The sequence below is a fragment of the Mucilaginibacter litoreus genome (assembly GCF_042676805.1).
Classification (GTDB): Bacteria; Bacteroidota; Bacteroidia; order Sphingobacteriales; family Sphingobacteriaceae; genus Mucilaginibacter; species Mucilaginibacter litoreus.
This window is the reverse complement of record NZ_JBHTHZ010000014.1, coordinates 138,514-150,887: the sequence shown is the minus strand read 5'-3', so window position 1 is coordinate 150,887 and position 12,374 is coordinate 138,514. Positions and strand designations below refer to the sequence as shown.

The following is a 12,374-nucleotide window of genomic DNA, read 5'->3' as shown; positions in this document are numbered from 1 at the left end:
CAACCCCAAAACAGTTAAGTATTTATAGATTTAAATAAAAGAAAACAGGATATGACCAAGGCAGAAATTATAGCTGAAATCTCATCTAAAACAGGCATTGAAAAAGTGGATGTACAGGAAACTGTTGAGGCGTTTTTTAAAGTAGTAAAAAACTCAATGGTTGGTGGCGAAAACGTGTACGTAAGAGGTTTTGGCAGCTTTGTAGTTAAAAAAAGAGCTAAGAAAACAGCCCGTAACATTTCAAAAAATACTGCCATTATTATCCCCGAGCATTTTGTACCGAGCTTTAAACCTGCAAAAACTTTTGTTGAAAAAGTACGCAGTGGTAACAAAGCTGCTAAAGCAAGCAAATAATAGGTATTATGAGGAAGAAACAAATAGTTGTTACTGTAGTAGTTGTTGCTATTATGGGCTATTTGTATTCTTTACCCGTTAAAGGGTTTCTTAAACCAAAAGAAAACCAAACCAATACAGCAGCCGCGGTAAAAAAGCCTGCGGCCAATATTACAGTAGCTGCTGTATCTGCAACTGCAAAGCAGGCTTTACAACCTTCTTTTGTTGAGCAAATAACCGTATTGGAAAGAGAGTTGGCGGCAGCCCCCGGCAAAGTTGAGTTGCAAAAACAGCTCGCACAAAAATGGGACGATTTTGGTCAGCCAGCACCCTCCGCGTTTTATTATCTGGACATTGCCCGTAAAAGTAAAGCATTTGCCGACTGGTTAATCGCAGGGAAGCAATTTAACCTGGCGTACCGCATGTCGCAGGATACTGCGGCGCAAGGTGCTTTTGTAGTTAACGCAGTTGAGGCTTTTGAGCAGGCAACTAAATTACAGCCAGAAAACCTTGAAGCTAAAACAGGCCTGGGCGTTGCTTATGTAAATGGCGGTGGTATGCCTATGCAGGGAATAGCTCTGTTACTCGATGTAGTAAAAAAAGACCCCAACAATCATGATGCGCTGCTCAACCTGGGTATGTTCTCTATGAAAAGCGGGCAGTTTGATAAAGCGGTTGAAAGGTTTAAAACCATGGTATCGCAAAAGGAAGAGGTAGAGCCTTATTTCTACCTGGCAGAAAGCTATAAGCAACTGGGCAAAAAAGATGAAGCCATAGCTGCTTATGAAAGATGCAAGGATTTAATGGGCGACCCGGTTGCCGGCCAGCGCATTGATGAGTATATAAAGGAATTAAAAAAATAGATTATTAACATTTAAAAATTATTATTATGCCAAGCGGTAAAAAACGTAAAAGACATAAAATGGCTACCCACAAACGTAAAAAACGTTTAAGAAAAAACAGACATAAAAAGAAATAAGCTATTTTAACAGAAAGCTTATATCCCGCCTTTGTGCGGGATTTTTATGTGTGTTTTACTCACGTATTAACTTGCGGCGGAAATTGTTTCACGTCGTATTAAGAAATGGAGTAGCAGTTGATAAAAGAATTAATTATCGATTCATCCCCCAATGGGGCTACTATTGCATTATTACAGGACAAACAGCTTGTAGAACTCCATAAAGAGCAGATCACCAATAATTACACCGTTGGAGATATATACTTGGGCCGCATTAAAAAAATAATGCCCAGCCTTAATGCTGCTTTTGTGGATGTAGGATATGAGAAAGACGCCTTTTTGCATTACCTGGATCTTGGGCCACAAGTACTAAGCTTATTAAAGCTTACCAAGCAGGTGCGTAGCGGCGGGTATCAGTCGAAGCTTTTAGATAATTTTAAGCCTGAGGAAGATATAAACAAAGCAGGTAAAATATCTGATGTTTTATCTAAAGGACAGCTTTTACCAGTACAGATAGCCAAAGAGCCAATTTCAACAAAAGGCCCAAGGCTAAGTTCAGACCTGTCAATCGCTGGCAGGTATGTTGTGCTGGTGCCTTTTTCTGAGGTAATATCTATCTCAAAAAAAATCAAAAGCAACACAGAGCGTAATCGCCTCCGTAAGGTGGTTGAAAGCATCAAGCCTAAACACTTTGGTGTAATCATCAGGACCGTTTCTGAAGGCAAAGGTGTGCAGGAGTTGCAGAAAGACCTGCTTGACCTCATATCAAAATGGGAAACCTTTGTTACCAAGCTGCATGGTACCGAGCCGTCTAAAAAAGTTTTAGGCGAGATCGGTCGTACGTCTACTATTTTAAGGGATATCTTAAACCCCGACTTTCAGCATATTTATGTAAATGAACAAAGTATGTATGAGGAGGTAAAATCTTACATCCATGAGATATCCCCTGATCTGGAAAACATTGTACGCCTGCACAAGCATAAGGAAACGATTTTTGAGCATCATGGTATTGAAAAGCAGATAAAATCTACCTTCGGTAAAACTGTAAACCTTGCCGGCGGCGCTTACCTGGTTATTGAACATACCGAGGCCCTGCACGTTATCGATGTAAACAGCGGTAACCGCACAGCTAACAAGGAGAATCAGGAAGAAAACGCATTCCAGGTAAATAAGGAAGCTGCCCGCGAAATAGCACGCCAACTGCGCTTACGAGATATGGGTGGTATTGTGGTTGTTGATTTTATTGACATGCACAAGCCTACCAACCGTAAAGAGCTTTTTGATTATTTAAAGGCCGAAATGAGCCATGACAGGGCTAAGCATACCATTTTGCCGCCAAGCAAATTTGGTTTGGTGCAGATAACCCGTCAGCGCGTTCGCCCGGAAATGAACATAGTTACCAGCGAGGTTTGCCCAACCTGTAACGGTACCGGTACAATAAGGCCAACTATTTTGCTTTTAGATGATATTGAAAACAACTTCAATTATATTCTTGAAGAGCAAAACGAGAAAAATATTACGCTTTGTGTGCATCCGTACATTGAAGCATACATCAAAAAAGGCCTGTTTAACCGCCAGATGAAGTGGTACTTTAAATACGGCCAGTGGATAAGGGTAAAAAGTAATCCGTCGTACCAGATAACCGAATTCAGGTTTTTCTCAAGCAAGGACGAAGAAATAAAGCTATAGTAGATATGCACTTTAAGTGCAGATGAAGGAAAAGGCAGCCGTTTTAGAAATGGCTGCCTTTTTTTATTATTCATCCCAAAAAATTGCTAATTTTATTGGCAAAGTATCTGCATATTTGCACATCTGTAATCTGCACAATCTATACATGGCTAAAACCAAGATCGCTTATTTCTGCCAGAGCTGTGGCTACGAGTCGCCTAAATGGTTGGGTAAATGCCCAAGCTGCCAGCAATGGAACACCTTTGTTGAAGAAATACTGGAAAAGTCGGGCGCTTCCGTACCTAACTGGAAAAGTAATGCTTCTTCCTCCTCACTTCAACGGGCCAACAAACCTGTCGAGGTATCTGAAATTGTTTTTAAAGAAGAGCACCGGCTTTTAACCCCTGATAAAGAATTTAACCGGGTGTTGGGCGGAGGCATTGTGGCCGGTTCGCTGGTACTGATTGGTGGTGAACCCGGCATAGGTAAATCCACACTGATGCTGCAACTGGCCTTAAATATGCCCCAGGTGAAAGTATTATATGTGTCTGGCGAGGAAAGCGATCATCAAATAAAGATGCGTGCCGAGCGGCTTTCTGCAGTTGGCAGCGGGCAGTTGGCGGTTGGCAGTCAAAATAAAGGATGCTATGTTCTCACAGAAACATCTACGCAGAACATTTTTAAACAGATAGAAGAATTACAACCCGATGTACTTGTTATAGATTCTATTCAGACACTGCACTCGGCACATGTTGAATCCACACCCGGAAGCGTATCCCAGGTGCGTGAATGTACCGCGGAGCTGTTACGCTTTGCTAAAGAAACATCAACCCCGGTATTTCTAATAGGGCATATCACTAAAGACGGCATGATAGCCGGGCCAAAAATATTGGAGCACATGGTTGATACGGTGTTACAGTTTGAGGGCGACCGTCACCATGTATACCGCATACTGCGCACTATAAAAAACAGGTTCGGCTCATCGTCAGAGCTGGGTATTTATGAAATGCTTGGAGAGGGTTTAAGGGAAGTATCAAACCCCTCAGAGATACTTTTATCACAGCGCGAAGAGCCATTAAGCGGCATCACCATATCGGCTACATTAGAGGGCATGAGGCCGATGTTGATAGAAACCCAGGCTTTGGTAAGCACATCGGCTTACGGAACTCCACAGCGCACCGCAACAGGCTTTGATACCAAACGCATGAGCATGTTGCTGGCCGTTCTGGAAAAAAGATGTGGCTTTCGCCTTGGCGCTAAAGATGTTTTTCTGAATATTACTGGCGGCATAAGGGTAGAGGACCCTGCTATCGACCTTGGCCTGGCTGCGGCTATCATATCCTCGCACGAGGATATACCTATCCCTGCTAAAACATGCTTTGCTGGTGAAATTGGGTTATCGGGTGAGATACGTGCTGTTAACAGGGTTGAACAGCGCATCGCTGAAGCGCAAAAGTTAGGTTTTGAACAAATTTTTATCTCTAAGTATAATATGCCATCAGCCGCAAAAGATAAAAAACGGCTTGATCTTTCGCGTTATACTATTGATGTAAAGCCGGTGGGCCGTATAGAAGAGGTATTCGGATTATTGTTTGGATAAGAGGGGCATAAAAGTTTATGCAATCCTGAGGGTTAGCAGGGTAATATCGTCTATAGGTTTCCCTTTAACTACCTGGCTAATGTATTTCATTAGTGCCTGGTTGAAGTTATCAGGCGATAGATCGCCATTTGTTTTTACAAATTCAAGTAACTTTTCCTCGCTCCAGATCTTAACATTTTGCACTTCATAGTCCATCAGGCCATCGGTATAATTAAATATAAGGCTGCCGGGGTCAATATCTATCTCCCCCTCGTTCAGAAAAGGCAGTTCTTCAAAAGCGCCTATCATAGTGGTGCCCAGTTTTAAAGAAACAACCTCGCCTTGTGCATATACAATGGTTGGATTATGGCCGGCATTTATATAATTAAGCTTTCGGGTATGGCTGTTATACTTTGCTAAAAAGAGCGTAATAAACCGGTCTCCTTTAGTATTGCGCAAAACTATTTTATTAAGGCGCTCTACCACTGTTGTAAGATCATTTTCTATGGCAAGCAATCCATGTAAACTTGCCTGAAAATTGGCCATTAACAGAGCGGCTGATATACCCTTGCCGGATACATCTGCCACGCACCACAAAAACTCGGACTCGTTGAGCCTGAAAAAATCAAAATAATCGCCACCTATGTCCTGGTGCGGTTGGTATTTAGCATCAACAGCAATACCATCCTCCTTATATTCCCGTACCGGTACAAGCATATTCTGCACCTCTACGGCCAATTCCATTTCGCGTTGAAAACGCTCTGCTTGTAATCGCTCGCGGAAAAGCTTTTTATTTTCGAGCGCAACCACAATAACATTCATCAATGTTTGTACGAAGTTAAGGTCGTTATTCAGCATGTCGCCCGATATGTCGAAATCGCCAATAAGGGCGTAAGCGAGGGCTTTATTTTTATGATAAATAGGGATAAAATAGTTATAGCTGCTCAGCAAGGGATCTGCATGGCTCACAAGCGGGGCCGGTGATTTGATTTTGGACAGATGTGACCATGTATTATTAAGTGTAACAGGCGATTCTATTTCTCCACCATACTTGGATATGCAGGTAAAATTTCCATTATTTTCTATCAGGAACCGGAATTTCCCTATTTGCAGGTAACTTTTTAAAATTACCTCAAGCATTTGCACAAGAATAGGCGTAGGAGTATTTTTATTGATGGCACGTGTAACCTCCAACAAGGAGTTAAGCTCCGATTGTCTTTTCAGGAGGAGCCTTATCAGTTCATCTTCACCCGAATTAGCCTGGATATTTTGCATTTGGTACAGGTAGCCTAAAATAATCAAATATTCTGTTTTTGATATTTTTGACTACGTTTTTTTTTAAAGGTAGGCAAATATTACTATCTCACTACCCTGCCCTTCCATGAATATTTTCGTGTATTGCCCATTAACCCTACATAAACAAAATATATAATGTGTACCGGCGATAATATAATCAGTAGCATTACAAGGTTAGCACGTTTCAGAAATGATGTAATCGGTAATAAAAAAGTAAGTTCAATAAGATACTTAAGCAAGAACTGAATAATAAAGACTTTGAATATGCTTAAGCTAAAAAAGCTTAAAAAACCGTTTGCCAGCAGTGACAGATTGAATAGCCATATACAAACAGCCAGTGCAACAACTTTTTTGTCTTTATACCGGGTTGATTTTGATGCCCAACGCCTCCGTTGCTGTAAGAATTCCTGTAAAGTGTGTTTTGCATGGGTGTATACTATGGCGTCCCGATTTTTAAAAAAACCAATTTTATTTGGATAGACTGCTGCTACCTTTTGCAAAAGCAGCTCATCATCGCCTGATGCCAGGTCATCAATACCTTTAAACCCTCCAACCTCATAAAAAACATCCTTACGATATGCAAAATTGGCTCCGTTGCAGGTAGATGCCCGTCCGTTGCCAATAAAAGCAGCACCAATGCCTATAAGATAAGAAAATTCCAGCGTTTGCAATCTTTCAAAAAGTGTACGTTCTTCAAAGTAAGTAACCGGAGAGGATATCATTACCAGGTTGCGGGACTCATAAAAACCAACTATAGACGAGAGCCATTTGGTGCCCATGCGGCAATCTGCATCAGTACAAACCATCAATTCGCCGTTTGAAAGAGAAATGGCCTCGGCAATAGCTTTCTTTTTATAAGAATTAAGTGGTTTGTCTTCATTAAGCTGTAATAACTTAATGCCTCTATCGGCGTAGCTGCGGATAATGCTGGCAGTATTATCGGTAGAGTGATCGTCAACTATAATTATTTCGGTAAGCTGTTTGGGATAATCCTGTGCCAGGATATCCTCAATAGTCAGGTGTATGCGCTCTTCTTCATTTCTGGCGGCTATTAAAATAGTCACCTTGGTGTTAAGGGCTGCTGCTGTAATGTTAACGCGCTTTAATGCAGCCCATCCTTTTATAAGGTAAGCAACAACCAACAGGTAAAAACCTGTTAGCAATAAGGAGATAATACTATGCAGTGCGGTCAAAGAATCGTAATTTAAATACAAATACAGAACCAATAAGGGCCGGGATTATCAGGTTAACCAGCCATATTGATGATACGGCTGCAATTATAGCTATTTGCTGATTGGTTATGTATAAAAATAAATGTATCGCTGTAAAATTACGCACACCAATATCGAGCAAATCCAGCGAAGGCATGGCCGATTGGATAAAGATGAAAACAAAAACGGTCATCATCATACCTAAGAGCGGCAACTGCGGCAAAAGCAGGTTTATAACCAGGTAATATTGTAATGAGAATACAAAGAAACGCGCAAGGCTGTAATTAAAAACCGTTAGTAATTCTGTTTTGTTGTACCGGCCCATAATATCAAAAAAACGCTTGTAACGTTTCAAAAATGAAACGCGATCAAGCCATCTGATGAGGCGGCCGATATTAAAGTACAGCATTAAAAAAAGCCCCAAAAAGGCCAGAGATAACGCTGCGATAGCAACATACAACCAAAAGTTAAGACTTAAAAAGTGGTAGATAAACCATAATGAAGCTAAAATGCCTACAAGGTTGGTTATCACATTTTGTGCAAATGCGCCAACAGCCATTGCAAATACGCCGTGTATACGTTTGCGGTTAGGCAAAAACATAACGCGGCCCCCATATTCTCCAATACGGTTAGGGGTAAATATGGCCCATGTCAATCCGCAAAAAACTGCTTCTATGGCCTGCCATATAGAAATATCTGTTAATTTTTTTGAAAGATATTGCCATTTAAGGCTTTCTAAGAACCAGTTGATAATCATTAAAAGAACAACCGCGACTAATGTAAATGCTACCTGGTTGTTTGAAATAGATGATGTTAGCTGTTTAAACTGCTGTAAACTATCATTTTTGCTAAGCACCTTGTTGTATATAAACCAAAAGGCTAAAACAAGTATACTTACTTTTAGCAGGTACGAAAGGAGTTTTTTGGCTACAGCTGTCAATGCAAAAATTTGTGCAATGTTACAAAAAGCTTAACGCTTAACAGCAAGATGAAATTATTTTAACCGTGCCTTTAAAAACCACTGTTTATGAATGGAAGGATAGGATAAGTTGGCTTTTGTAATTGAGTTATTGCATGCGTTGATACAAGCAGCATTGTAATTGGTTTTTTACACAAAGGCACCATTAGTAAATAGTTAAATTTGTAACTTGGCATTGTCCCTTTCCCCTGTTAGTATTTACCTAAAAACTCAATAATGCTATTTGCTAAAAACAAAGTGCTTTTAACAATGGGCTTGTTTGCCCTTACGTATGCAGATGTAAAAGCTAACGCGATCAATCGTGATACTGTACTGGCGCCGGTGGAAACACAAAACCCTAACAGTACTTATAAACCTGCTTTTAAAGGCCAAACCCGTATAGGTGGCGTAAAAACAAAAACTGCTTATACGGCTACGGTTATCAATAGTAATTTAAAAAATCCGTGGGGCATTCATATACTGCCTGATGGCCGCTTTTTAATTACTGAGAAAGCGGGCGCCATGCGTATATTAAAGGCAAACGGCGATTTTGATAAGCAGATAACAGGTTTCCCGGCTGTGTTGTTCCGTGGGCAGGGAGGCATGCTGGATGTTACCATCGACCCGGCTTTTGCTTCGAACCGTATGGTTTACTGGGCCTATGCCGAAGAAGCTACCGATGGCTCATTGCTTGCCATAGCCAAAGCAAAACTTTCTGCTGATGAAACCAAACTGGAGAATGTCCAGGTTATTTATCGTGCCAAACCTGCCTATAAGGGCAACTTACAATATGGTGCGCGCATTGTGTTTGATAAACAGGGCAACCTGTTCATCAGTACCGGCGAACGCAGCGGCGCTGATATACGCATGAAGGCTCAGGATTTGAGCGCAGGCATCGGTAAAATTATTCACATTACTAAAGCGGGTAAAGCAGTTGCCGGCGGCCCGTTTGCGGGTAAAGCCAACGCCCTGCCCGAGGTTTATGCTTATGGTTTTCGTAACCCGGATGGTTTGGCCTGGAACTCGCAGACCGGCGAATTATGGGAAGCAGAGTTCGGCCCGCGCGGCGGTGATGAGGTTAATATCATCAAAGCCGGTAAAAACTACGGGTGGCCGGTTATTACCTACGGTATAGAGTATAGCGGCGAAAAGGTTGGGGATGGCATTCAGCAAAAAGAGGGTATGGTACAGCCCGTTTATTATTGGGACCCTACCATATCTCCAGGCGGCATAACTTTTTACACGGGTAACATTGCAGAATGGAAAAATAACCTGATGGTTGGCGGCCTTAGTGGGGCCCATATTGCCAGATTAGTTATTAAAAACAACAAAGTGGTTGGCGAGGAGCGCTTGCTGAGAGATAAGAACGAACGCTGGCGTGCATTGGTAACCGGTAAGGACGGCGCGTTATACGGTATCACAGACAGTGGTAAATTATACAGGATAGGCAAGAAATAGCCTATCCTAATATTTCCTTAATGTCATCAGCGGTAAGCGATTTGATAAAGCTTTCTTCGGTGGTTATCAATGAGCGGGCAACACTTAACTTACGCTGCTGCAAAGCCAGTATTTTTTCTTCTACCGTATCTTTAGTGATAAACTTGTAAATAAATACATTTTTAGTTTGTCCTATGCGGTGAGTGCGGTCTATAGCCTGTTGTTCTACAGCCGGGTTCCACCAGGGGTCAAGTATAAATACATAATCGGCCTCTGTAAGGTTAAGGCCTACACCACCGGCTTTTATGGATATCAGAAAAACACGTGTTTTAGCATCCTCCTGAAATTGTTTAACTACATCACCGCGGTTTTGGGTACTTCCATCCAGGTAAACATAAGCAATACCTTCACGCTCAAAATAGTTGCGGTAAATGCTAAGCTGCTTTACAAACTGCGAGAATATAAGCACTTTGTGCCCGCCGTCTAATACACTCGCCAGGGTGTGTACTACGTTCTCAAATTTGCCACTATCGCCTTCGTAGTCATTGTCGATCATTGAAGGGTGATTGGCTATCTGGCGCAGCTTTATAAGCCCCTGCAGTACCTGCATTTGCGATTTAGCGTAGGTGCCGTCTTCAAGGCTGCGCAGAAGCTCGTTCCGGTATTCTGATTTCACCTTATCATACACTTCAGCCTGCTCTTCGCTCATCTTGCAGTAAAAAAGGTTTTCGGTTTTTGGCGGAAGCTCAGTAGCTACCTGCTCCTTGGTTCGCCGCAAAACAAAGGGTTTAATTATAGCTTGTAGTTTTCGGGCCTTATCCTCATCCTTTTTCTTTTCTATCGGGTTAACAAACTCATTCTGAAAAAATTGCTGGGAGCCTAATAAGCCCGGGTTGATAAATGACATTTGTGTCCAAAGGTCATTAACCGAGTTTTCTACGGGGGTACCACTCAGTATCAGCTTATAGCGCGCCTTTAACTGCTTTACCGACTGGAACGATTTGGACGAAGGATTTTTGATGTTCTGGCTTTCATCAAGTATCACATACTCAAAAAAGTAAGCCTTAAACATTTCAATATCAATCCGGCTGATACCATAGGTAGTAATAACCACATCATAATTGGCAAATACTTCTGCTGATTTATAACGGAATGCACCGGTATGTACCATTATGCGCAACTGTGGTGCAAACTTTTTAGCCTCGTTAAGCCAGTTATAAATAAGCGAGGTAGGCATTATAATAAGCGATGTGCTTTTGCCCCCTGCCGCCTCTGTTTCCTCTTTATGCTTTTGTAGTAATGACAGGGTTTGTATGGTTTTTCCAAGGCCCATATCATCAGCAAGGCAGCCGCCAAAATGGTATTGCTTTAAAAAATGGAACCAGTTGTAGCCGGCCTTTTGATAAGGGCGTAAGCTGCCTGCAAAGTTTAAAGGCATTGGCACATCTTCCGTCTCTTCAAAATCGGTAAGTTTTTGAAGTTTGCGGTTCATCGATACTTCGGCCATCTCGCCGTCCGAAAGATCATTGACCAAGCCAATATGGTGCTTGCGCAATTTGATATCTTCTCCGCCCTCGCTAAAATGCAAAAGATTGCCGTATTGTGAGAACCAGCTTTCCGGTATTACGGCGACTTCGCCCGATGGAAGTACAAACTCTTTTTTATGGTTAAGGATATGGTTTTTTAGTTGGATGAACGGAACCTTATAACAACCAAAGTAAACAACGGCATTGATGTCGAACCAGTCGTTATTTTCGCTTATTTCCAGGTCTATTTTTGTGCTGCCAAATAAGTACCTCTTTTGGCCTTCAGGCTGTTCAATCTCAAAGCCTTTATCAATCAGCTCGTCATGATATCGGTTAAGCCATTCAAAAATAGGGTAGGAGTTATCCTCTTCTTCCTCTTTTGTGGCAACTTCCAGGTTTTGAAATAATGATGATGCTGTTTTAAGCCCCATTGTTTCCAACTGCTGCAGCTTACCTTTTTCCCACGATACGGATCGTTTAATACGGTGAAATAAATAACTGTCGCCGGTTTTTTCCATCCGTACAGATACATGCCTGCCATCGCCATAAGGAAAAACATAACCGGCATATTTGAAATACAATTGTAGCTGCGATGTGCCGCCTTCAATATAAATAGGTTTTACACAGGCGGTAGCCTCATGCTTTTCGGTATTGATCGTAAAACCTTCGGCATAAACGTTATGCTTTTCTATAAGCGGCGCTACAAATTTTTCAAAGTAAGATTGCTCAGACGTTTTAGGTATCGAGATATAGCGCTTGTTCAAAAATGGCTGCAGCTTTTTGCCTTCAATGTCTTTATCAAAGTAATACAGGGTATCGTCCAGCAGCATCCAGGCAGGGTGGTTACAAATGATCTCGGCATCCTTAAACATAAACTCAATACGCATACCCTGATATTTAATAGTAGGGAAGTAGCGTATCTCCTCATCGCTGCGCCTGAAATGAAACAGTACGGTTGCCGCCTCATCCGCAATATGCAGTTTTCGCCCGGCAGGATATCCTTCTTTGCTCATCAGGTAAATCTGTTTATTACCCAGCAAGCCAAGCGCTTCAACAAGTTTCTTTTCTATTCGTGGCCTTATGGTATCAAAAAGCTGGTCGTTAAATATCTTACCAAAGAATTCAAATGGGCGAATAGGCTTTTTGTAGAACTTTTTGATAATGTTACCCTGCTCAATATCCTCCAGTATTTTGATCAGCTTACGGTCGGTTTCATCAATACAGTGTGCAAACTCCTCTGCGGTGTTTGAAAAAAGGCGCTGATGAGTAAATGAAAATTCGCCGTTAGGGTTTAACTGTACTATATGCGGTTCAATAACGTACGACAGGTAGTCGTGCCGGGCAATGGCATAAATAATCTGGCAGGGCTTTGTGCTGTCTACGCGTAACATTAATTCTCTTAGGTAAA

Annotated in this window: 9 protein-coding genes; 5 read left to right on the top strand and 4 right to left on the bottom strand. The window is 41.8% G+C overall.

Going from position 1 to position 12,374, the window contains the following annotated elements:
* Positions 1 to 51: 51 nt before the first annotated feature.
* From ACFQZX_RS16315 to radA, 4 genes are all read left to right on the top strand, one after another.
* The gene (locus ACFQZX_RS16315) at positions 52 to 354 is read left to right on the top strand and encodes an HU family DNA-binding protein (RefSeq protein WP_377117354.1); all 303 of its coding nucleotides are present in this window, start codon (positions 52 to 54) and stop codon (positions 352 to 354) included.
* An 8-nt stretch (positions 355 to 362) separates the two neighbouring features.
* Positions 363 to 1,196, top strand: a complete 834-nt coding sequence (locus ACFQZX_RS16310; RefSeq protein ID WP_377117352.1) for a tetratricopeptide repeat protein — start codon at positions 363 to 365, stop codon at positions 1,194 to 1,196.
* Between the two features lie 233 nt (positions 1,197 to 1,429).
* Complete coding sequence (locus tag ACFQZX_RS16305; RefSeq protein WP_377117350.1) at positions 1,430 to 2,980, top strand: Rne/Rng family ribonuclease; 1,551 nt, start codon at positions 1,430 to 1,432, stop codon at positions 2,978 to 2,980.
* Positions 2,981 to 3,125: 145 nt separating this feature from the next.
* Positions 3,126 to 4,559 (top strand): DNA repair protein RadA, encoded by a 1,434-nt coding sequence (gene radA / locus ACFQZX_RS16300; RefSeq protein ID WP_377118605.1) that lies wholly within the window; start codon positions 3,126 to 3,128, stop codon positions 4,557 to 4,559.
* 15 nt (positions 4,560 to 4,574) lie between these two features.
* On the opposite strand, the gene ACFQZX_RS16295 is transcribed toward radA, so the two are convergent.
* The 3 genes from ACFQZX_RS16295 to ACFQZX_RS16285 all read right to left on the bottom strand — a co-directional run bounded on the left by ACFQZX_RS16295 (position 4,575) and on the right by ACFQZX_RS16285 (position 7,985).
* Positions 4,575 to 5,813, bottom strand: coding sequence for a PP2C family protein-serine/threonine phosphatase (locus ACFQZX_RS16295; protein ID WP_377117348.1), 1,239 nt, complete (start codon positions 5,811 to 5,813; stop codon positions 4,575 to 4,577).
* 83 nt (positions 5,814 to 5,896) lie between these two features.
* Entirely contained in the window at positions 5,897 to 7,027 is a 1,131-nt protein-coding gene (locus ACFQZX_RS16290) for a glycosyltransferase family 2 protein (RefSeq protein ID WP_377117346.1), read from the bottom strand.
* Positions 7,011 to 7,985, bottom strand: coding sequence for a lysylphosphatidylglycerol synthase domain-containing protein (locus tag ACFQZX_RS16285; protein WP_377117344.1), 975 nt, complete (start codon positions 7,983 to 7,985; stop codon positions 7,011 to 7,013). Before ACFQZX_RS16285 ends, ACFQZX_RS16290 begins: the two co-directional genes overlap by 17 nt.
* A gap of 255 nt (positions 7,986 to 8,240) precedes the next feature.
* On the opposite strand from ACFQZX_RS16285, the gene ACFQZX_RS16280 reads away from it, so the two are divergent.
* A complete protein-coding gene (locus ACFQZX_RS16280) occupies positions 8,241 to 9,461 on the top strand; it encodes a PQQ-dependent sugar dehydrogenase (protein ID WP_377117342.1) in 1,221 nt (406 codons plus the stop codon).
* A gap of 1 nt (position 9,462) precedes the next feature.
* Here ACFQZX_RS16280 and ACFQZX_RS16275 read toward each other — a convergent pair whose 3' ends face one another.
* Positions 9,463 to 12,357: a DEAD/DEAH box helicase gene (locus tag ACFQZX_RS16275; RefSeq protein ID WP_377117340.1), complete on the bottom strand. Its 2,895-nt coding sequence runs from the start codon at positions 12,355 to 12,357 to the stop codon at positions 9,463 to 9,465.
* Positions 12,358 to 12,374 lie beyond the last annotated feature (17 nt).